This is a genomic window from Saccharomonospora xinjiangensis XJ-54 (genome assembly GCF_000258175.1).
Taxonomy (GTDB): Bacteria; Actinomycetota; Actinomycetes; order Mycobacteriales; family Pseudonocardiaceae; genus Saccharomonospora; species Saccharomonospora xinjiangensis.
This window is the reverse complement of the sequence record NZ_JH636049.1, coordinates 4,662,883-4,682,683: the sequence shown is the minus strand read 5'-3', so window position 1 is coordinate 4,682,683 and position 19,801 is coordinate 4,662,883. Positions and strand designations below refer to the sequence as shown.

Here is a 19,801-nt window from a genome sequence, read left to right as displayed (position 1 = left end):
CCCCCCACGGAAGCCGAAGCCGTGCGCGGCGGGGTTTCGCGGCGCGTGGCGCGCGGTTCGGCCGGGCACCGCGTCGTCGCGGCGCAACCGCACCACCGAGGGCCGCTCGCAGTGGTCAGCGCTGCCGCACGACCGTGTCGAGCACAGGGTGGCCGGGAATTCCGGCCGTCCAGTTCCCGGAGTCGGTCCCGGTGTCGAGCACCCACATGCGGCCCGTGTCGGCGATGCTCGCGACGATGTCGGCGAACGCCGCTCGCGCCGAGACCTGCTCCACCCGGCCGTCGGCATCCTGGACGGTGGCGGTGAACCGGTAACGTCCCGCACCTGCCGGCGACGGCTCCGTCTCGTGAAGCCGAGCACGCAGGCAGCGCCACCCGGATGCCGAGACCACCCGGTGGCGCAGGCGACACAGCGACACCACGACGGTCACGGCTCCGACGAGCAGCAGCACGGCCAGCACCACGCTGCCGTAGGTGAGGACCACGTCGTCGCCGGGGCCACCGTCGAGCAGGACCGGCACCGACTGGGCGGCCAGAAAGATCGCCGTGGAGGACAGCACCACGGCGGCGACCGTGAGAATCCACGTGTTCATCGCGAGCCACGCGGACAGCACCACGTCGTGGCGGGGAATCGCGGAGACGGTGTGACTCGGCGCCGCGGTCTGCGGGTGTGCCCCCTTCGGCGCGGCACGACGCGACCGTGCGGTGAACACCGCGAGCGAGCCAGGCACGATCACCACGACCCGGCGCGCGGAAGCAGGCTGGACGACGAGCACCCGCCGGTGTCGCAGCAACATCTCGCGGTAGGCGCGGGGAAACCAGCCGCACACCCAGTGCCGGTCGGTGGGCCCGCCGACGCGCAGCGCGACCCGCCATCGCGTCAGCACGACGTCCTCCGGCACCAGCGACACCGACCGCAGCCGCGTGCCGAGAACCCGATCGGAGGCGAGCCTTCCTGACGACACCCGCGCGAGCGTCCACAGCAGATACATCCCGGCGCCGAACGCCACCAGCACGGGAACGGCGAGCGACCCCTCCGTCGTGACGAACAGCGAGGCGGCGCACAGCACGAGCAGCGGAGCCAGCACCGCCGACCGCACCACGGCGCGGTGGACACCGCGGAGCACGTCGGGCAGGAACGGCGTGTCGCGAACGAGTACACCGTCGGCAGGGGTGAACCCGAGCGGCCGCACGTCGAGGGTGGCGGCTGGGACAGGGGATTCGGTCACCGGGGAACGGTAGCCAGTGCTGCGCCACCTGTCCCTACCGCACCGCAGGCATCACTGCCCGCGCTTGCGCTGCTTGATCCGGTACAGCAGGTAGGTCACCCAGAACGCGAGCGCGGACGCCAGCATGAGAATGCCGAAGAACCACATCATCCAGTTCGGCTCGGTGGTGAGCATCGCGACGACGAAGACCCCGACACCCACGACGGTCATGAGTGCCACCGACACCAGACGTCGCCTGGACAGATCGGCTTCTGGGCGTTGTGGTTGTTCGGCCATGTGTTCGTATTCTGCCAGCCACCCCGAGGCCGCAGGGCAAGATGGGGATCATGGCGACGATCGTGGCGTTCCACGCGCATCCCGACGACGAAGCACTTCTGACCGGTGGCACCCTCGCCCGTGCGTCCGCCGACGGCCACCGCGTTGTGCTCGTGGTCGCCACCGATGGGCTCATGGACCGGGTGTCCGAGGCCGGAGCGCCCCGGCTCGCCGAGTTGCGCGCGAGCGCGGCTGTTCTTGGCGTGGCTCGGGTGGAACACCTCGGGTACGCCGACAGCGGACACGGGCCCGTGCTCTATCCCGATCCCGGTGACCGCACGCGATTCGCGAGAGCGGACACCGGCGAGGCGGCTCGCCTGCTGGCCGCTCTGCTGCGGGAGGAGAACGCGGACGTGCTCCTGAGCTACGACGCCAACGGCGGATACGGCCACCGGGATCATGTGAAGGTCCACGAGGTCGGCCGCGCCGCCGCCGCGCTGGTGGAGACCGTGCGGCTGCTGGAGGCGACGCTGCCCCGCGAGCCGCTGGTGCTGATCGCGCGCGCACTTCGCGCGCTGCGGGTTCCACCCGGCTTCGACGACACAGCCCTCGCCCGCGTCTACAGCCCGCGTTCGGCGATCACCCACGCCTTCACCGTGCGGCGTTTCGCGCGGCACAAGCAGGCCGCACTGGCGGCCCATGTGTCCGAATTGCACAAACCAGGCCGGATGTCCGGAGTGTTCCGGATGCTCGTGCGGCTACCGGCGCCCGTGTTCGGGTTGCTCCTGGGCCGGGAGTGGTTCACCGCCGTCGAACGACCTGTGGCCTTCCGCGGCGGGAACACCTAGCCTGGGGGCCGTGGCGAGGTATTTGGATGTGCACCCGGTGAACCCGCAACCGCGTTCGATCGCGGAAACGGTACGGATTCTGCGGTCGGACGGCGTCGTGGTGTATCCCACCGACTCGTGTTTCGCGCTCGGCTGCGCGCTGGGCAACAAGCAGGGCATGGATCGCATCCGCGCGATCCGCAAACTGGACGAACGGCACCACTTCACACTCGTCTGCCGGGATTTCGCGCAGCTCGCGCAGTTCGTCCACATCGACAACGCGGCGTTTCGCGCGATCAAGTCCGCCGTTCCGGGCCGCTACACGTTCATCCTGCCCGCCACGAAGGAGGTGCCCCGCCAGCTGGCGCACCCGAAGAAGAAGACCGTCGGCGTGCGCATCCCGGACCACGCGGTGGCGCAGGCGCTCGTCGCCGAACTCGGCGAGCCCATCGTGTCGAGCACGTTGCTGCTGCCGGGCGAGGACGAACCGTTGACGCAGGGCTGGGAGATCAAGGAACGTCTCGACGCGGTGGTGGACGTCGTGCTCGACTCCGAGGACTGCGGCGTTGAACCCACCACGGTCGTCGATTTCTCCGAGGGCGCGCCGGAGATCGTGCGCGAGGGTTCTGGCGACCCCGGACGGTTCCGCTGAGACCGTCCGCTCGCTTCACTCCGGGAGCTTCCGGCGCACAGCCCGCAGCCTGCGCGCCACCTCCGGTGAGACGTCCACGAGCGTGACCTCGGTGTCCAGCGCCATGATCACCACGACGTACTGCGCGACCAGATCCACCGACTCCGCGCTCAGCCGCACCGTGCAGGCGTTCGGACCGGCGGGTTCGATCTCACCGGGAACGGTCGTGAACACCCGCTGCCGCACATCGTCGGCAGGCAGCGCCACCGCGAGCCGGGCGTTGTGCGCGTACTCAGCGGCGGCGAAGGACCGGCGCAGGTAGGTCGCAGGGTCCGGCGCGGGCAGCGCGCGCGGGACGAAGCGGTGCCGCACCGGCGTCAGGCAGCCGAGCCGGTCGGCACGGAAGGACCGCCAGCCGTGCCGCCGAAGGTCGTAGGCGAGGAGGTACCAGTGACCTCGCACGGTGATCAGGTGATGTGGTTCGACTCGCCGGGCGCTGCGGGAGCCGTCGCGCGCGTGGTAGTCGAAGGTCACGATCTCGCGGTCGCGGCAGCACGAGGCGAGCACGGCCAGCACGGCGGGGTCCACGCCGGGTGCCTCGCGGAGCGGGACGGCGAGCGCACTGCGGCCGAGGGCAGCGAGCCGGGGCCGCAGCCGGTTGGGCAGACCGCGTTCCAGCGTGGCCAGCGCCGTCATGGCGTTGTCCGCGATCCCGGTGACGCTTGTGCTCGCCACCGTCACCAGTCCCAGCGCCACGGCGACCACTTCGTCGTCGTCCAGCTGGAGCGGGGGAAGGTCGCGGCCTGAGGTCAGCCGGTAGCCGCCCGCGGTGCCGGGTGCGCTCGCCACGGGATAGTCCAGCGCCCGCAGCCGGTCGATGTCGCGCCGCACCGTGCGGTCGGTGACACCGAGCTTCGCGGCGAGTTCGGCCCCCGACCACTCCCGCCGGGTCTGCAACAGCGACAGCAGCCGCAGCAACCGGGACGGCGTGTGCTGCCGCCTGCTCCCCGGCTCGTCCGCGAGTACGGACACGATTCCTCACTTTCGCTCACCGCTTCCGGACATCAGCTGTCCGGAACGGTCCATAGCGTGCCGCACATGACCGACAGGACCCCTCTTCGAGCCGACCTTTCCGCACACACCAGAGCCCCGGTGCTCACCCCCGGCACCGGCGGGTACGACGCCGAGTGCGGCGGCTACCAGCTGCTCGACCCCCACACTCCCATCACAGTTCTCGCCGCCACCCGCGCCGAGGACGTGCGCGCCGCCGTGTCGCTCGCGGCGACCAGAGGAGTCCCGTTCGCCGTGCAGGCCACGGGGCATGGGCGTGTCACGCCCACCACGGGACTGCTGATCAGCACCCGCCGGATGACCGGTGTGCGCGTCGATCCCGCCGCCCGCACCGCGTGGGTCGAGGCGGGAGCCACGTGGCGGCACGTCGTCGAGGCGGCGGCCCCGCACGGCCTCGCGCCGCTGTCCGGCAGCTTCCCCGGCGTCGGCGCCGTCTCCTACACCCTGGGCGGGGGTCTCGGCCTGCTGGCCCGCCGCTACGGTCTCGCCTGCGACCACGTGCGCCGGTTCGACGTGGTCACCCCCGATGGGCGGGCGCGGCAGGTGACCGAACACCGCGAACCCGAGCTGTTCTGGGCCCTGCGTGGCGGAGGCGGCCACGTCGGTGTGGTCACCGGGATGGAGATCGGCCTCGTTCCCGTCGCCCATGTCTACGGCGGCAGCCTGCTCTTCGATGTCGAGCAGGCGCCGGACGTGCTCGACGCCTGGCGGCGCTGGACCTCGGACCTGCCGGGCGAGTTGACCTCGGCCGTGACCGTGCTGACCTATCCGGACCTGCCGGGGCTGCCCGATCCGCTGCGCGGGCGGCCGGTGGCGCACATGCGTGTCGTCCACTGCGGGAAGGCCGACGAGGGGCGGGAGCTGGTGGAACCACTGCGCGCGATCGGGCCGGTCATCGGCGACACACTGGCCGAACGGTCCTACCTCGACACCGGGGCCGTCTTCGACGAACCCGAGCAGCCACACCCTTACCTCGGTGACAACGTCGTCGTCCGCGATCTCGACCCGCAGGCCCTCGCCGGCCTGACGAAAGCGGCGGGACCATCCGCGCCGGTGCTGACCGTGGTAGGGCTGCGTCATCTGGGCGGAGCCATCGCTGAAGCGCCGCGCGGGGCGAGCGCGGTGGGCCATCGCGACGGCGCCTACCTCGTGTCGGTTCTGTCACCGGTGGAGGGTGCGGAGCGGGAGAGGGTGCGCGGCCTCCACGACGCCGCGCTCGGTTTGTTCACCGACGCCGCGCTCGGCAGGTGGCTCAACTTCACGTTCCGCGCGCTCAACCCTGCCGAGATGCGCTCAGCCTTCGCACCCGGAGACTACGAACGGCTGCGGCGGATCACGGACGAGATCGATCCCGGCGGGCTGCTGCACACCGGCCACGGCGGTGTCTCAGGGGAGTGATCAGCGGGATTCCCTGCCGGTCCGGGACCGGAACCGCACCGAGTGCGCGGGCACGAACGCCGTCACGGTGGTGCGCCACGCCAGGTCGGCCGTCAACAACTGGTAGGTCACCAGTGCGAGCGCGGCGCCATCGACCGACGGCATCCACGCCCTGAGCAGTCCCTTGGCCTCGTAGCGGTACTGCAATCCGGCCGGGTTGTCGTCGGTGAAGGTGAACGCGTCCTTGCGCAGCGCGGCACGCAGGTCCACCCACACCCACCGGGGCGGATCGACGGGGCGGAACCCTGCGGGTGCCCCGTCGGCCCGCCGCCAGACGGGCCTGGCCGGTGTGGAACTCGCGTCGCGCTGCCACCACGGCCACGGCGGCTCACGCGGCTCGCCTGGCTCACGCTGCGGTTGTGGTGCTGGCTGGTTCACGTGCACTCCCGACTACTCCCTTGAGTCGAACAATAGTTCGAACGAATGGAGCAGTGTCAAGTGCTGTCACCGAGGACACCCGCCCGTGAGTCCCGCGATCGGCGGGCGGTGTCGCGGCGGTGACCCTCAGGTGATGAGCCCGGGCAACAACCCGGCCGTGGCGAGCGATCGCCGCCGTCGCAGCCACACCTTGCGGGTGCCGTCGGCGAACAGCCGCACGTTCGACAACTCCCAGCCGGAGAACTCGGCCTGGATCGACAGTTGCACGGCGGCGGAGAGCCGGGACACACCAGGAGGCAACTGCACCCGGCGGTACTCCCAATCCCCGTCGATCACCGCTTCCGCGTTCGTCATGGAGTGATCACCTGGATCCCTTCACCGGTCGCCGAGCCCACCACGACTCGGGCCGTCTTGGAATCGACGGTAACCGAATCGGGCTGGCGAACGGTGGGATAGCGGTACCGCTCCACCGGTTCACCGCCGCGCACGTCGAAGCCGACGACCTCGTTGCGTGCCGTCAGCGTCACCCACAGCACGTCGCGTCCGGAGTCGTAGGCCATTCCGTAGACCCCACCGGCCACCGGGTAGAGCTGGCGCAGCAGCAGCGGGTCGGCGGAGAACGCCAGGACGGCGCCGCTGCGGGTGTCGGTGACGAACACCCGGCCGTAGTCGTCGGCGACCATGTTCGTGGCGCCCTGGCCTGCCCGCAGGCCGACGCCCACGTCCTGCCCCTCGATGTCCACCTGGAACACGGCGCTGCGCAGGCGGTCGAGAACGAGCGGTCGGCCGTCGGCCACCACCACGTCGTCGGCACTGTTCAGGCCACCCGCGATCACCGGGTCCGTCCGGCCGTCGTCCAGCACACCGACGCCCTTGCGCTCGCGCAGGCTCAGCAGTGTCCGGTCATCGACGGTCGCCGCGCCGCTCGGCTCGCCGGTGACCGGGACCAGGCGAACGTCACCGTCGAGAGTGATGCGAGCGAGCGTGTTCTCCGACGGCACGGGTGCCAGTACCTCGTCGTCCGCGACGGTGAGGTGCTCGACCGGTCCTGGGAGCTCGACCACGGTGGGGTCCGGATCGGGTTCGCCGAGAGCGTCGCGGGCGTAGAGCAGGACCCTGGCGGGGTCGGTGACCGCGACGGCGACGGTGCCGTCACCCGGTGCGGTGGTCAGAGCCGTGACACCACCGTCGAGGCCGATCACCACGCCCTCGGGCGCCGTCGTGGTCTCCGGAGACGGCTGCGGGGTCGCGGCGGTGGGGTTGCCGACCACCTGGAGTTCGTCGGTGACCTCCTCCTCTCCGGAGCAGGCAGCCAGCGGCCACACCAGCGCGGCGGCCAGCAGTACCGAGGTCGTCGTGGAGAGCCGTGCGGGGATTCTCATACCGGCCACCGTTCCGGATAACCGAACTCGATGGCGCTGACGTCGTCGAGCGCCGCCTTGATCGCTGCGGGCAGGGTCAGACTCTCGGCGGCGAGCGAGCCCGCGAGCTGGCTCTTGTCGCGCGCGCCGACGATGGGCGCGATCACACCGGGCCGGTCACGCACCCACGCCAGTGCCACGGACAGCGGCGAGGTGCCGAGGCCCTCCGCCGCCGTGACGACCGCCTCCACGATGCGCGCCGCGCGTTCGGTGCGGTGCTGCTCGACGTAGTTGGCGTAGGCGGTGGAGGCGCCACGCGAGTCGGCGGGGGTGCCGGTGCGGTACTTACCGGTGAGCACGCCCCTGCCGAGCGGGGCCCACGGCAGCACACCGATGCCGTGATGCGCGGCGGCGGGAACGACCTCGCGTTCGATGCCGCGTTCGAGCAGCGAGTACTCGGACTGCACCGACACGATCCGGCCCCCGTCCAGCTCCGAGGCTGCTGTCGCGAGCTGCCAGCCCGTGTAGTTGCACACTCCGACATAGCGGACCTTGCCGCTGCGCAGCGCGTACTCCAGCGCGGACAGGGTCTCCTCGATCGGAACGGCATGGTCCCACGCGTGCAACTGCCACAGGTCGAGGTGTTCGACCCCGAGCCTGCGCAGCGAACCGTCGAGCGCGGACAGCAGAGCCCCGCGCGAGGCGCCACCCCCGAAAGGGCCTCCGGTTCTGCGGGCAACGGCCTTGGTGGCGAGCACCACGTGATCGCGGGGCACCAGACTGCGCAGCAGCGACCCCAGCAGGCGCTCGACCTCTCCCTCGCCGTAGATGTCGGCGGTATCGACGAGAGTGCCGCCCGCGTCAACGAACGCCGCGAGCTGGTTGGCGGCGTCCTCGGCGTCGGTGCTGGTTGACCACGAGAGCGTGCCGAGCCCCATTCGCGACACCCGCAGGCCGGAGGTGCCGAGCTGACGGCTTTCCATAGCGTCAGAGCCTATCTGTCGCCCGTACGGGGCCGTGACCAAGGCGTGTCAGGCGGCGCGTCACCGCCCGATAGTGTCAGCGTCCGTGCGATTGGGACTGAATCTCGGATATGGCGCGGGCAGCGAGGTGTCCAACCTGGCACTGGCCAGGGAGGCCGACTCGCTCGGCTACTCGGTGGTGTGGGTCGCGGAGGCGTACGGTTCCGACGCGGCGACGGTGCTGGCGTGGATCGCCGCGCAGACGTCGTCCATCGACGTCGGAAGCGCTGTGCTCCAGATTCCGGCGCGGACCCCGGCCGCGACGGCGATGACGGCCGCGACGCTGGACATGCTGTCCGGGGGGCGGTTCCGCCTCGGCCTCGGCGTTTCCGGCCCGCAGGTGTCCGAGGGCTGGCACGGCGTGCGGTTCACCTCGCCGATCGGCAGGACCCGCGAGTACCTCGACATCGTGCGGATGGCCCTGCGCAGGGAGAAGGTCCGCTACGACGGCGAGCACTTCCAGCTCCCGCTTCCCGACGGTCCCGGAAAGGCGCTCACGCTGACGGTGCACCCTGTGCGCGAGCACATCCCCACCTACCTCGCCGCCATCGGGCCGAAGAATCTGGAACTCACCGGGGAGATCGCCGACGGCTGGCTTCCCGTGTTCTTCTCGCCCGACCACGCCGATCTGCAGCTCGACCACCTCAGGGCCGGGGCGGCCAAGGCGGGCCGCACGCTCGCGGACATCGACGTCGCGCCCTCGGTGCCGCTGGTGCCCGGCGACGACTGGACGGTGTGCGCCGACTCCGTCCGCGGCTACGCGGCGCTGTACCTGGGCGGGATGGGCAGCAGGGACAAGAACTTCTACAACCGGCTTGCCGTGCGCATGGGTTTCGCCGACGCCGCGGCCGAGGTGCAGGACCGGTATCTGGCCAAGGACCACGAGGGTGCGATGGCGGCGGTGCCGCTGGAGTTCCTCGACGCGACGTCGCTGCTCGGGCCGCCGTCGCGGATCGCCGAGCGCATGGCCGCCTTCGCCGAGGCTGGCGTGACCACGCTGACCGTGCTGCCCTTCGTGCCGCCGGAGGACGCGCCGGCGGCGTTGCGTGTGGCGCTGGAGGCACTGGACAGGGCGGGAGTGGCCTGATGGGCTGGTTCGAAGCACTCGTACTGGGACTGGTGCAGGGGCTCACGGAGTTCCTGCCGATCTCGTCAAGCGCGCACATCCGCTTGACCGCGGCCTTCGCGGGGTGGGACGACCCGGGGGCGGCGTTCACGGCCGTCACGCAGATCGGCACCGAACTCGCCGTGCTGCTGTACTTCAGCCGCAAGATCGGCCGGATCCTGCACCGCTGGTTCTTGTCGCTGACCAAGCGTGAGTACCGTTCCGATCCCGACGCGAGGATGGGCTGGCTCATCATCGTCGGATCGATCCCGATCGCGGTGCTCGGCCTGCTGTTCGAGGACCGCATCGAAAGCGTGTTCCGGGATCTGCGGCTGACGGCCACCACGCTGATCGTGTTCGGTCTGCTGCTGTTGCTGGCCGACCGGGTGGGCCGCAAGGACCGTGGCCTCGACCAGCTCACCATCCCGCACGGCCTCGCCTACGGCTTCGCGCAGGCACTCGCGCTCATCCCAGGGGTGTCCCGCTCCGGGGGCACCATCACCGGCGGTCTGCTCCTCGGCTACACGAGGGCCGACGCCGCCGAGTACGCCTTCCTGCTGGCCGTGCCCGCTGTGCTCGCGTCGGGCGTGTACAAACTCACCGACATCGGCGAGGCCGACGCGCCGGGAGTCGGGCCGACCCTGCTGGCCACCATCGTGTCGTTCGGTGTCGGCTACGCCGTGATCGCGTGGCTGATGTCCTACATCAAGAAGAACAGCTTCCTGCCGTTCGTGATCTACCGGGTCGCGCTGGGCGTGCTGGTGCTGGTGCTGGTGTTCACCGGCGTGCTCGACCCGAACGCGGGCCCTGAGGAGGCCGGCGTGGCCGAACAGCGAAACTGAACCCGTAGGGTGGCGGCGTGGGAACTGTGATCCTGCTCAGGCACGGCCGATCGACGGCGAACGGCGCCGGGGTCCTCGCGGGGCGGGCCTCCGGCGTCGGTCTCGACGACACCGGCCGTGCGCAGGCGGAAGCGCTGGTGCCTCGGCTCGCTGACGTGCCACTGGCCGAGGTACTGACCTCGCCGTTGCTGCGGTGCAGGCAGACGCTGGCACCGCTGCTGAAGGCGAGGGAGCTGACCCCGCGCACCGAGACCCGGCTGTCCGAAGTTGACTACGGCGAGTGGACCGGTGCGAAGCTCGCCGATCTCGCACGGCTTCCCCTGTGGAAGGTCGTGCAGGCCCAGCCGTCCGCCGCGGTCTTTCCCGGAGGGGAGGGCCTGGCCCAGATGCAGGCCAGAGCCGTGGGCGCCATGCGGGAGCACGACGCCCGGATCGCCGAGGAGCACGGCGAGCACGCGGTGTGGCTGGCGTGCACCCACGGAGATGTGATCAAGGCGGTGCTGGCCGATGCGCTCGGCCAGCACCTCGACCTCTTCCAGCGCACGGTCGTCGAGCCGGCATCGGTCTCGGTGATCCGCTACACCGAGACCCGGCCGTTCGTGCTGCGCATGAACGAGTGCGGTGGCGATCTGAGCGGAATCGTGCCGTCGAAGCCGAAGCGGCGGCGCCGGGGCGGCAGGCTGTCCTCCGACGCGGACGTCGGGGGAGCGACAGGACGAAAGGACCGAGCGTGACGACTGCGGACAACCCGCTGTTGACGGCGAGTGATCTCCCGTACGAGTTCCCGCCGTTCGACCGGATCTCGGGCGAGCATTTCCTGCCCGCGTTCCGGGCTGGCATGGCGGAGCAGTCCGCCGAGGTGGAGGCCATCGCGAACAATCCGGAGCCGCCGACGTTCGACAACACGATCGTGGCTCTCGAACGCTCCGGTGAGCTGCTGGACCGGGTGTCGGAGGTGTTCTTCAACCTCAACGCCTCCCACACCAACGACACACTCAGGGCCGTGCACGCCGAGATCGCGCCGAAGCTGTCCGCGCACTCGGACGCCATCCACCTGAATCCGGCGTTGTTCGCGCGGGTGGAGCGACTGTACGAGGAGCGGGACTCGCTGGGGCTCGACGAGGAATCGGCGTGGCTCCTGCGTCGGTACCACCTCGACTTCGTGCGTGCCGGTGCCGCGCTGCCCGAGGCCGACCAGGCCCGGCTGCGGGAGTTGAACACCGAACTGTCGTCGCTGGCGACCCGCTTCCAGGACAACCTGCTCGCCGACACCAACGACCTCGCCGTGCTGGTGAAGGACCGGGAGGAGCTGGCGGGACTTCCTGAGGCGACGATCGCGGCGGCGGCCGAGGCCGCGGCCGCCCGTGGCGAGGACGGCGGGTACCTGCTGACGCTGGCGTTGCCGACCCGGCAGCCGCTGCTGGCGTTGCTGGAGAACCGCGCGTTGCGGGAGCGGGTGTTCCGTGCCGCGACGGCGAGGGGCAATCGGGACAACGAGCATGACAACAAGGCGGTCCTGGTGCGGATCGCGCGGCTGAGGGCCGAGAGGGCCGCGTTGCTCGGCTACCCGCACCACGCGGCGTACGTGATCGAGGACGAGACGGCTGGCACGGCGGAGGCCGCCACGGAACTGCTGCACCGGCTGGCCCCTGTGGCGGTGGCCAACGCCCGCGCCGAGGCTGCCGAGCTGACCGAGGAGATCGTGCGATCCGGGGCCGATCACGCGCTCGCGCCGTGGGACTGGACGTTCTACGCCGAGCGGGTGCGCAAGCGCCGGTTCGATATCGACGAGGCCGAGCTGCGCCCGTACTTCGAGCTGGATCGGGTGCTGCGGGACGGGGTGTTCCACGCCGCCACGATGCTGTACGGGCTGACGTTCACCGAGCGCCCCGACCTGCCGGTCTACCACCCCGATGTGCGGGTGTTCGAGGTGTTCGACGCCGACGGCGGCCAGCTGGGGCTGTTCATCGCCGATTTCTACGCGCGCGACTCCAAGCGCGGCGGCGCGTGGATGAACTCCTACCGGGTGCCGTCGAGGCTGCTGGAGCGCAAACCGGTGGTGGTGAACAACCTGAACGTCACCAAGCCGCCGGAGGGCGAGCCCGCGTTGCTGTCGTTCGACGAGGTGGAGACGATGTTCCACGAGTTCGGGCACGCGCTGCACGAGCTGCTGTCGGACACGCGGTACCCGACGTTCGCGGGCACGAACGTGCCGAGGGACTTCGTGGAGTTCCCCTCGCAGGTCAACGAGATGTGGGTGCTGTGGCCGGAGGTGCTGGCCAACTACGCCCGCCACCACCGCACGGGTGAGCCGTTGCCGGAGCGGCTGGTGGAGAGGCTGCGCGAGTCCAGCACGTACGGCGAGGGGTTCGCGACGACGGAGTATCTCGCCGCGTCGCTGCTGGACCTGGCGTGGCACACGCTGGACGCGGACACGACGGTGGAGGACGTGGCGGCGTTCCAGGCGCAGGCGCTGGAGAAGGCCGGTGTCGCGGTGGAGGAGATCCCGCCGCGTTACGCGGGCACGTACTTCGCGCACATCTTCTGCAACGGCTACTCGGCCGGCTACTACTCCTACATCTGGAGCGAGGTGCTCGACGCCGACACTGTGGAGTGGTTCAGGGAGAACGGCGGTCTCACGCGCGCGAACGGCGACCACTTCCGGAGGGAGTTGCTGTCCCGGGGTGGCAGCAAGGACGCGATGGTGGCGTTCCGGGCGTTCCGTGGCCGTGACCCGGAGATCGAGCCGCTGCTGAAGCGCCGTGGCCTGACGGGGGCGTAGCCGGTGGTGGGGGCGTCGGCGGTCAGTTGGGTTTCTCGCCGACGTCCTCGCCGCGCCGGGCGGTGAGGGTCCACGGCCAGGTGAGCGCTGCCCAGACGGCGAGGATGATCGCGACTTCCGCGACGACGTACCAGGGCCAGGGGCCGAGGGCATCAAGGATCGAGCCGGTGGTGGGTTTGCGGTTGAGGTAGCCGTAGTTGGTGCCCGTTGCGCTGTTGAAGGCGATGGCGAACACAGCCCAGCAGGCGGTGATGGCGACGGCGGTGCGGTAGTCACGCCAGGTGGGGTGCAGCCCCACGCCCCAGGTGAGGTAGATCGCGGCCCACACGACGAGCAGGTGCAGGGCCCAGAACGCCAGGAACTCGTGGTGGGGGAAGTCGGGGCCTGCGAGGACGGGGGAGAACAGTGCCTGCGGGGAGAGGGTCAGGCACCAGTAGTAGGTGAGCGCGTAGGCCCAGCGGGTGTGGGTGAGCAGCGCGAACGCGGCGACGAATCCAGCGAGGTCGGACAGGTGCAGGGGGATGGTGTCGAGCAGACCCCAGTCGCGTGACGACATCGTGTAGCCGAGTGCGCTGAGGTGGATGGCGAGCAGCACGACGCCGAAGGTGCGGCTGATCAGCCGTTCGGAGGGGGAGTGCCGGTGTGCGCGGCCGGTGAGGACGAGCAGGGCGGCACCGACGGCGAACACGGCGAGGACCGCCCAGTGGGAGAGGCCGTAGGCGGTGAACTGGTGTTGTGCTGCCGTCGTGTCCATGGGCTGTGCCGTGAGGAGCCGGGTGCTCCTGTCGCTTTCCATCGTGGCAGGCGTGGCGTCGAACCGACACCGAAAATGTATAACGTCCTATACGCGAGAGCCTTGAGGAGGAGATCCTTCCAGTTCCATTCACACGAAAAAGGTCACCTCCCACAGCAGACACGCTGAGGAGGTGACCTTCCCTTCGGGACCGGCTCAGACGAGGCCGAGCTTGCGCACGGCGTCGCGTTCCTCGCTGAGTTCGGCCACTGAGGCGTCGATCTTGGCGCGGGAGAAGTCGTTGATCTCCAGGCCCTGCACGATCTCGTAGGAGCCGTCGCGGCAGACCACGGGGAACGACGAGATCAGACCCTCGGGAACGCCGTAGGAGCCGTCGGAGGGGACGCCCATGGACACCCAGTCACCCTCGGGGGTGCCGTTGACCCAGTTATAGATGTGGTCGATGGCGGCGTTGGCCGCCGAGGCGGCCGAGGACGCGCCCCTGGCCTCGATGATCTCGGCACCGCGCTTGGCGACCCTGGGGATGAACTCGTTCTCCAGCCACGCCTGGTCGCCGACGGCCTCGGCGGCGCTGGTGCCGTTGACCTCGGCGTTGAAGATGTCCGGGTACTGGGTGGCGGAGTGGTTGCCCCAGATGGTCATCTTCTTCACCTCGGTGACCGGGACGCCGAGCTTCTTGGCGAGCTGGGCGATGGCCCGGTTGTGGTCGAGACGGGTCATCGCGGTGAAGCGCTCCGCGGGGACGTCGGGGGCGTGGGCCTTGGCGATGAGCGCGTTGGTGTTGGCAGGGTTGCCGACCACGAGAACCTTCACGTCGTCGGCGGCGCCCGCGTTGATGGCCTCGCCCTGCGGCTTGAAGATGCCGCCGTTGGCTTCAAGCAGGTCGCCGCGCTCCATGCCCTTGGTGCGCGGGCGGGCGCCGACGAGCAGCGCCACGTTAGTGCCCTCGAACGCCTGCTTCGCGTCGTCGAAGATGTCGATGCCCGCCAACAGCGGGAAGGCGCCGTCCTCGAGTTCGAGGGCGGTTCCCTCGGCCGCCTTCACCGCCTGCGGGATCTCCAGCAGCCGCAGCCGGACGGGCTTGTCCTGACCGAGAAGCTGGCCGGACGCGATGCGGAACAGCAGCGCGTAGCCGATCTGGCCGGCGGCGCCGGTGACGGTGACGTTGACAGGGGCCTGCGTCATGACGTTCTCCTGCTGACGGTTCCAGTGCTTGTGTGTACCCGGGATGTTATCGGCCGTTCGCGTGGCGGTACGGGTGCGTCGGCTCACCTGAACCGATTGAGCGGTGTTGGCATGATCACCCGTAGGTCAGCGGGCAGCCAGGTCCCCTTCGAACACGGTCACAAGGATCCCGGCGAGTGGCCCGATTCCGACAGCGAGCGCTGCGGCGACAGCGGCGGTGAACAGTGGCCATCGGCTCACCGGTTCGCCGATTCCCGGTTCGGTACTGACTGCGGGTGTGATCCAGCGCAGGTAGTAGAAGAGGCTGGCAACCGTGTTGAGGACGGCGATGACGACGAGCCAGGTGAGACCCGCGTCGAGGGCTGCGGTGAACACGGTGAGTTTTCCGGTGAACACGCCGGTGGGTGGCGTGCCGACGAGACCGAGCAGACAGACGACGAGGCTGAGCGCTGCCCCACGGTTGCGGTGCAGCAGTCCTCGGTAGCCGGCGAGGGTGTCTGTTCCGGGGAAGGCGGCGGTGACGGCGAACGCGCCGAGATTGGTGACAGCGTACGCGGTGAGGTAGAGCAGCAGGCTCGGCAGAGCCAGTGCGGAGAGTCCCGCCGCGGCGACAGCCATGAGCAGATAGCCGACCTGGCTGATCGTGGAGTAGGCCAGTAACCGCCGGACGTTGTCCTGAAAGAAGGCGGCGAGGTTGCCCAGCGTCATGGTCAGCGCGGCGAGGATCGCGACCAGCAGCCGCCAGTCCAGTGTGGTCGGTGCGAGACCGGTGGTGGCGAACCGGTAAACGGCCACAACGGCGCCGATCTTGGGGATGGTGGTGATGACGGCGGCGACTGCGGGGCGTGCGCCTTGGGCTGCGTCGGGTACCCAGAAGTGCACGGGGACACCACCTGCTTTGAACAGGGGACCGGCGAGAAGCAGGGCGGCGCCGAACGCAACGGCTGCGGGTGGTGCGGAGGGCAGGGTTGTGGCCAGTCGGGGGTAGATGGTGGCGTGGGCCACGCCGAACAGGGTCGTCAGGCCGAACAGCATCAGTACGCCCAGCAGCGCGCCCATCAGGTAGTACTTCAGTGCGGCCTCGGTACCGGGGGAGTCCTTGGCGAATGCGGTCAGGGCGTAGAGGGGGACGCTGGCCAGCAGGTAGGCGGCGGCAAGGAGAAGTAGGTCGTTGGCTCCCGCGAGCAGCACGGCGCCGAGCGCGCCGAGGGACAGCAGGACGACGAACTCGGTTTCTCGTGGCTGATCGCGTGTTTCCGAGGTGGCGAGACCGAGGACGAGCAGTACGGACAGTAGTACGACGGTTCGGACGGTATTGGTGGCCACGTCGATGGCGTAGGCGTTCTCGAACGTGGTCGTGGCTTGTTGTGTCCAGCGGGCGACGGTGGCGGCGAGTCCTGCCGCACAGGTCAGGGCGACGAGCAGGCGCACCATCCACTGCTTGCGCCGTGGGAGGTAGGAACCGAGCAGCAGGCCGAGCACGGCTGCGCCCGCGAGAAGGAGTTCGGGGAGCAGGTTGGTCAGGTCTTCGAGCATGGCCGTTGGTCTCTCACCGGTTCAGCAGGGTGCCGAGGGTGTGGGCGGCGGGTTCGATGAGGTCGAGCAGGAAGCGCGGGAAAAGTCCGATAAGGATGGCGAGCGCGATGAGCGGAACGATCGAGGCGGTTTCCGGGGTGGTGAGGTCGGCGACCGCGCGGGTTGCCTGTGGGGGGCCGAGGAAGAGTCGTTGGAAAGCACGGAGGAACAGGGCGGCTGTGATCAGGATTCCGAGGAAGGCCAGTGGGGTGGCGATCGGCGCGCCGGGTAGTGACCCGGTGAAGATCTGGAACTCGGCGATGAATCCGGAGAATCCGGGCAGGCCCAGTGCGGCGAACGCCGCGGCGGCGGTGAGCCCGGCGAAACGGGGTGCGCGGGCGGCGAGCCCGCCGTAGGAGTTCATGTCGTAGGTACGGCCCCGTTCGTGGAGTACGCCGGTGAGCAGGAACAGCGCGCCGGTGATGAGGCCGTGGCTGACCATTTGGGTGACCGCGCCGGTGACGGCGAGGTTTTGGGCTTGTGTGTTGGTGGTCGTGACCAGGCCTGTCGCGCCGATCGCGAGGATGATGTAGCCCATGTGATTGACCGAGGTGTAGGCGATCATTCGTTTGAAGTCGTGTTGCCCGAGTGCGACCAGTGCGCCGTAGAGGACGCTGAGCACTCCGATGATCACGATGGCCTGGGCGTAGGTGCGCCAGGCGTCGGGGAGCATCGGCATCGCGATGCGGACGAACCCGTAGGTGCCCAGTTTCAACAGCACTCCGGCCAGGATCGCCGATCCCGCGGCGGGTGCCTCGGTATGGGCGGGTGGCAGCCAAGTGTGGAACGGGATCGTGGGTGTTTTGACGGCCAGTCCGAGGACGATGGTGAGGAGGATGAGTACGCCGGGGGTGCCGCTCTCGGCGAGGGGGTTCTGTTCGGTCAGCCGCACGATGTCGAAGGTGTTGGGTTCGGCTGCGACGAACAGGCCGATGAAGCCGAGTAGGAGGGCGAGTGAGCCGAGAAAGGTGTAGAGGAAGAACTTCTGTGCCGCTTGCGCGGCTTTGTGGTGGCCCCAGCCCGCGATGACGAAGTACATGCCCACGATGGACAGGTCGAAGAAGACGAAGAAGAGGATGAGGTCGAGCGACACGAACAGTCCGAGGCAGACTGTTTCGAGGAAAAGGAAGAGTGCGGCGAACGCACGTACTCGCGGTGTGTGGCGCAGGGAATAGATCGCGCAGGCGAGGAAAAGGGTGGCCGTCATGGCCACCAGTGGCAGGCTGAGGCCGTCGATGCCGATGTGGTAGCCGGAGTTCACGCTGGGGATCCAGCTCCGGTTGACCTCGTAGGCGAATCCGGATTCCGAGGGTGTGTAGTTCGCCCACAGCACGATGACCAGGACGAGTTCGGTGGCGGTGGTCGTGATCCAGGTCCAGCTCACAGCTGTGTCGCTGATCCGGGGCATGGCGAGGAGCACGGCCGCGACGGCCAGTGGCAGGAACACCAGAATGCTGAGCACGCTCACCTCGTTTCCTTGCCGGATCCTGTTTTTGTGGTGCCGTTCTGGTCAGAGCAGCGTCAGGAGGAGTGCCACTATCGCGAGCGCGACGACGGTCTGCGCGTAGTAGTGGTGGAGTTGCCCGGTTTGTGGGCGGCGGGCGAGTCGCCCGAGTTCACGGGTGTCGCGGGCGATGGCTCCGACGACGGCGTCGGTGGCGGGTTCCAGTCGGGTGGCGGTTGTGTGGGCCAGTGTCGTGCCGAGGGCGGCGGTGGCGCGGACGCCGCCGTCGAGGGTGTGGTCGTCGAAGTGGGCCAGTGTGCCGGCGGTGTGTGCTGTCGGTGCCGCGACGGCCGTGTGTGCGAGGGTTTCGAGTCCGAGCCATTCGGTGAGGCGTGGGGGTGCGGGTAGGTCACCGCGGAGCCGGAGGGCTGTGGTGACCGCTCCTGCGGCGGTGATGGCGATCGCGGCGGAGAGCAGTTGTTCCCACCAGGTCGGTGTGGGGTGTGTTCCGGTGGAGATGACGTTGGTGAAGGCCGACCACAGGGCGGGCGCGGCGAGGACGCTGAGTGCCGTGGTGGCCACGGCCAGGGCTGGCAGGGTGATGCGTTGCGGTGAGGGGATGTGGCGGGTCTCCGGTCGCGCGGTGTCGGGTGAAGGAGCGGACCAGATCACGGTGACGGCTCGTGCCGCGTATCCGGCGGACAGGGCTGCGGCGGCGGACCCCAGTAGGTACAGGGCGGGTGTCTCGGGCAGAGTCGCGGCGAGGATGTGGTCTTTGGTCGTCCACAGTGGCAGTGGTGGGATTCCGGCCAGCGTGGCCGCGCCGATGGTGAAGGTGATTCCGGTCAGTGGGTGGTGTCTGGCCGCGCCTCTGAGGCCGGTGAGTTGTTGGGTGCCGAGTGTGGCCAGCCATGCCCCTGCGGCGAGGAACAGCAGGCTCTTGGTGAGCGCGTGCGTGACGAGCTGGGCGGTTCCTGCGGTGACTCCGCCGGTTCCGGCTGCCAGCAACATGAATCCGACTTGGGCGCAGGTGGAGGCCGCCAGGAGTTGTTTGAGGTCGGATTGTGTCAGTGCGACGGCGCCGAGTGCGAGTGCGGTGGTGGCTCCGAGCCAGGCGATCAGTGTGGCTGCCCATGCGGTGGAGGACAGCAGGGGGTGCAGCCGGAGGAGGAGGTAGGCCCCTGCCGCGACCATGGTGGCCGAGTGCAGGAGTGCCGAGACCGAGCTGGGGCCGTCCATGGCCCTGGACAGCCAGAAGCTGAACGGGAGTTGGGCGGATTTGCCGAGGGCGGCGAGGGTTACGCCGGCGGCGACGACGTCGCGCCATCCGTCGGGCAGGGTTGCGAGCCGGTCGAGTGTCAGGCCGCCGGTGCCGCCGGCGAGTGCCGCCCCTGCGGCGAGGTAGAGGCCGAGGTCGCCGGTGCGGGTGGTGAGGAATGCGATGGTTCCGGAGTTGGGGGGTCGGGTTTCGCGCCATCGGAAGCCGATGAGGGCGTACGAGGTGGCGCCCATGATCTCCCATGCCATGAGCAGGGAGACGAGGGTGGTGGCGGTGACGGTCACCAGCATCGAGCCCGCGAAGAGGAGCATGAGCCCGAAGAATCGGGCTCGGGGCTGGTCCGGGCCGATCTCGCCGGTGGCGAAGAGAAGGACCAGGAGCAGGACTGTGGTGATGGTGACGACGAGGGTGGCGGACAGTCCGTCCACGTGGAGGCCGAAGGTGGCTCCTGCCACGAAGGGCGCTGAGGCGCTGGGGTGGGTCAGCGCCACAGTGATCGAGCCTGCCAGGGTCAGTGCTGCGGTTGCGAGCGCGGCTGGTGCGGCGTGGGGGTTCGCGCGGGGGCCGGTGAGGAGCAGGGTCGCGCCGACCGCGAGGGGGATCACGATGAGCGCCCAGAGCATGT

At 69.5% G+C, this 19,801-nt stretch carries 19 protein-coding genes; 7 read left to right on the top strand and 12 right to left on the bottom strand.

Annotated elements, in window-relative coordinates; all coding sequences use genetic code 11:
- Positions 1 to 115: 115 nt before the first annotated feature.
- Together SACXIDRAFT_RS21295 and SACXIDRAFT_RS21290 are read right to left on the bottom strand one after the other, a co-directional pair.
- On the bottom strand, positions 116 to 1,228 hold the full coding sequence (locus SACXIDRAFT_RS21295; RefSeq protein WP_006240756.1) for a hypothetical protein: 1,113 nt from the start codon (positions 1,226 to 1,228) through the stop codon (positions 116 to 118).
- Between the two features lie 51 nt (positions 1,229 to 1,279).
- On the bottom strand, positions 1,280 to 1,504 hold the full coding sequence (locus SACXIDRAFT_RS21290; RefSeq protein WP_040922320.1) for a hypothetical protein: 225 nt from the start codon (positions 1,502 to 1,504) through the stop codon (positions 1,280 to 1,282).
- Between the two features lie 50 nt (positions 1,505 to 1,554).
- Here SACXIDRAFT_RS21290 and SACXIDRAFT_RS21285 point away from each other — a divergent pair, with 50 nt between their 5' ends.
- The gene (locus SACXIDRAFT_RS21285) at positions 1,555 to 2,331 is read left to right on the top strand and encodes a PIG-L deacetylase family protein (RefSeq protein ID WP_040922875.1); all 777 of its coding nucleotides are present in this window, start codon (positions 1,555 to 1,557) and stop codon (positions 2,329 to 2,331) included.
- A gap of 10 nt (positions 2,332 to 2,341) precedes the next feature.
- Positions 2,342 to 2,962 carry an L-threonylcarbamoyladenylate synthase gene (locus SACXIDRAFT_RS21280; protein WP_006240753.1) on the top strand — a complete coding sequence of 207 codons (621 nt, stop codon included), beginning with the start codon at positions 2,342 to 2,344 and terminating at the stop codon, positions 2,960 to 2,962.
- Positions 2,963 to 2,977: 15 nt separating this feature from the next.
- Here the strand turns inward: SACXIDRAFT_RS21280 and SACXIDRAFT_RS21275 are convergent, their stop codons facing one another.
- Positions 2,978 to 3,973 (bottom strand): helix-turn-helix transcriptional regulator, encoded by a 996-nt coding sequence (locus SACXIDRAFT_RS21275; protein WP_006240752.1) that lies wholly within the window; start codon positions 3,971 to 3,973, stop codon positions 2,978 to 2,980.
- 66 nt (positions 3,974 to 4,039) lie between these two features.
- On the opposite strand from SACXIDRAFT_RS21275, the gene SACXIDRAFT_RS21270 reads away from it, so the two are divergent.
- Entirely contained in the window at positions 4,040 to 5,410 is a 1,371-nt protein-coding gene (locus tag SACXIDRAFT_RS21270; protein WP_006240751.1) for an FAD-binding oxidoreductase, read from the top strand.
- Here the strand turns inward: SACXIDRAFT_RS21270 and SACXIDRAFT_RS23675 are convergent, their stop codons facing one another.
- The 4 genes from SACXIDRAFT_RS23675 to SACXIDRAFT_RS21250 all read right to left on the bottom strand — a co-directional run bounded on the left by SACXIDRAFT_RS23675 (position 5,411) and on the right by SACXIDRAFT_RS21250 (position 8,171).
- A complete protein-coding gene (locus SACXIDRAFT_RS23675; protein ID WP_232285358.1) occupies positions 5,411 to 5,827 on the bottom strand; it encodes a hypothetical protein in 417 nt (138 codons plus the stop codon).
- A gap of 126 nt (positions 5,828 to 5,953) precedes the next feature.
- A complete protein-coding gene (locus tag SACXIDRAFT_RS21260; RefSeq protein WP_006240749.1) occupies positions 5,954 to 6,181 on the bottom strand; it encodes a DUF5703 family protein in 228 nt (75 codons plus the stop codon).
- The gene (locus SACXIDRAFT_RS21255; protein WP_006240748.1) at positions 6,178 to 7,209 is read right to left on the bottom strand and encodes a YncE family protein; all 1,032 of its coding nucleotides are present in this window, start codon (positions 7,207 to 7,209) and stop codon (positions 6,178 to 6,180) included. The genes SACXIDRAFT_RS21260 and SACXIDRAFT_RS21255 overlap by 4 nt, the downstream gene beginning before the upstream one ends.
- A complete protein-coding gene (locus tag SACXIDRAFT_RS21250; RefSeq protein WP_006240747.1) occupies positions 7,206 to 8,171 on the bottom strand; it encodes an aldo/keto reductase in 966 nt (321 codons plus the stop codon). The genes SACXIDRAFT_RS21255 and SACXIDRAFT_RS21250 overlap by 4 nt, the downstream gene beginning before the upstream one ends.
- A gap of 85 nt (positions 8,172 to 8,256) precedes the next feature.
- On the opposite strand from SACXIDRAFT_RS21250, the gene SACXIDRAFT_RS21245 reads away from it, so the two are divergent.
- The 4 genes from SACXIDRAFT_RS21245 to SACXIDRAFT_RS21230 are packed head-to-tail and all read left to right on the top strand — an operon-like array spanning position 8,257 to position 12,939.
- Complete coding sequence (locus tag SACXIDRAFT_RS21245) at positions 8,257 to 9,297, top strand: LLM class F420-dependent oxidoreductase (RefSeq protein WP_006240746.1); 1,041 nt, start codon at positions 8,257 to 8,259, stop codon at positions 9,295 to 9,297.
- On the top strand, positions 9,297 to 10,157 hold the full coding sequence (locus SACXIDRAFT_RS21240; protein WP_006240745.1) for an undecaprenyl-diphosphate phosphatase: 861 nt from the start codon (positions 9,297 to 9,299) through the stop codon (positions 10,155 to 10,157). The genes SACXIDRAFT_RS21245 and SACXIDRAFT_RS21240 overlap by 1 nt, the downstream gene beginning before the upstream one ends.
- A gap of 17 nt (positions 10,158 to 10,174) precedes the next feature.
- Positions 10,175 to 10,891 carry a histidine phosphatase family protein gene (locus tag SACXIDRAFT_RS21235; protein WP_006240744.1) on the top strand — a complete coding sequence of 239 codons (717 nt, stop codon included), beginning with the start codon at positions 10,175 to 10,177 and terminating at the stop codon, positions 10,889 to 10,891.
- Positions 10,888 to 12,939 carry a M3 family metallopeptidase gene (locus SACXIDRAFT_RS21230; protein WP_006240743.1) on the top strand — a complete coding sequence of 684 codons (2,052 nt, stop codon included), beginning with the start codon at positions 10,888 to 10,890 and terminating at the stop codon, positions 12,937 to 12,939. Before SACXIDRAFT_RS21235 ends, SACXIDRAFT_RS21230 begins: the two co-directional genes overlap by 4 nt.
- Positions 12,940 to 12,961: 22 nt before the next feature.
- Here SACXIDRAFT_RS21230 and SACXIDRAFT_RS21225 read toward each other — a convergent pair whose 3' ends face one another.
- The 5 genes from SACXIDRAFT_RS21225 to SACXIDRAFT_RS21205 all read right to left on the bottom strand — a co-directional run bounded on the left by SACXIDRAFT_RS21225 (position 12,962) and on the right by SACXIDRAFT_RS21205 (position 19,799).
- Entirely contained in the window at positions 12,962 to 13,693 is a 732-nt protein-coding gene (locus tag SACXIDRAFT_RS21225) for a YwaF family protein (RefSeq protein ID WP_040922319.1), read from the bottom strand.
- 195 nt (positions 13,694 to 13,888) lie between these two features.
- Entirely contained in the window at positions 13,889 to 14,878 is a 990-nt protein-coding gene (locus SACXIDRAFT_RS21220; protein WP_006240741.1) for a malate dehydrogenase, read from the bottom strand.
- A 126-nt stretch (positions 14,879 to 15,004) separates the two neighbouring features.
- Complete coding sequence (locus SACXIDRAFT_RS21215) at positions 15,005 to 16,414, bottom strand: NADH-quinone oxidoreductase subunit N (protein WP_006240740.1); 1,410 nt, start codon at positions 16,412 to 16,414, stop codon at positions 15,005 to 15,007.
- Between the two features lie 13 nt (positions 16,415 to 16,427).
- Positions 16,428 to 17,915, bottom strand: coding sequence for a complex I subunit 4 family protein (locus SACXIDRAFT_RS21210; protein ID WP_040922874.1), 1,488 nt, complete (start codon positions 17,913 to 17,915; stop codon positions 16,428 to 16,430).
- 48 nt (positions 17,916 to 17,963) lie between these two features.
- On the bottom strand, positions 17,964 to 19,799 hold the full coding sequence (locus SACXIDRAFT_RS21205; RefSeq protein ID WP_006240738.1) for an NADH-quinone oxidoreductase subunit 5 family protein: 1,836 nt from the start codon (positions 19,797 to 19,799) through the stop codon (positions 17,964 to 17,966).
- Positions 19,800 to 19,801: the final 2 nt, after the last annotated feature.

Coding starts and splice junctions, on each gene's coding strand:
- SACXIDRAFT_RS21250 (WP_006240747.1), bottom strand. CDS start 8,171: ATGGAAAGCCGTCAGCTCGGCACCTCCGGCCTGCGGGTGTCGCGAATG.
- SACXIDRAFT_RS21285 (WP_040922875.1), top strand. CDS start 1,555: ATGGCGACGATCGTGGCGTTCCACGCGCATCCCGACGACGAAGCACTT.
- SACXIDRAFT_RS21215 (WP_006240740.1), bottom strand. CDS start 16,414: ATGCTCGAAGACCTGACCAACCTGCTCCCCGAACTCCTTCTCGCGGGC.
- SACXIDRAFT_RS21255 (WP_006240748.1), bottom strand. CDS start 7,209: ATGAGAATCCCCGCACGGCTCTCCACGACGACCTCGGTACTGCTGGCC.
- SACXIDRAFT_RS21205 (WP_006240738.1), bottom strand. CDS start 19,799: ATGCTCTGGGCGCTCATCGTGATCCCCCTCGCGGTCGGCGCGACCCTG.
- SACXIDRAFT_RS21270 (WP_006240751.1), top strand. CDS start 4,040: ATGACCGACAGGACCCCTCTTCGAGCCGACCTTTCCGCACACACCAGA.
- SACXIDRAFT_RS21260 (WP_006240749.1), bottom strand. CDS start 6,181: ATGACGAACGCGGAAGCGGTGATCGACGGGGATTGGGAGTACCGCCGG.
- SACXIDRAFT_RS21220 (WP_006240741.1), bottom strand. CDS start 14,878: ATGACGCAGGCCCCTGTCAACGTCACCGTCACCGGCGCCGCCGGCCAG.
- SACXIDRAFT_RS21290 (WP_040922320.1), bottom strand. CDS start 1,504: ATGGCCGAACAACCACAACGCCCAGAAGCCGATCTGTCCAGGCGACGT.
- SACXIDRAFT_RS21240 (WP_006240745.1), top strand. CDS start 9,297: ATGGGCTGGTTCGAAGCACTCGTACTGGGACTGGTGCAGGGGCTCACG.
- SACXIDRAFT_RS21225 (WP_040922319.1), bottom strand. CDS start 13,693: ATGGACACGACGGCAGCACAACACCAGTTCACCGCCTACGGCCTCTCC.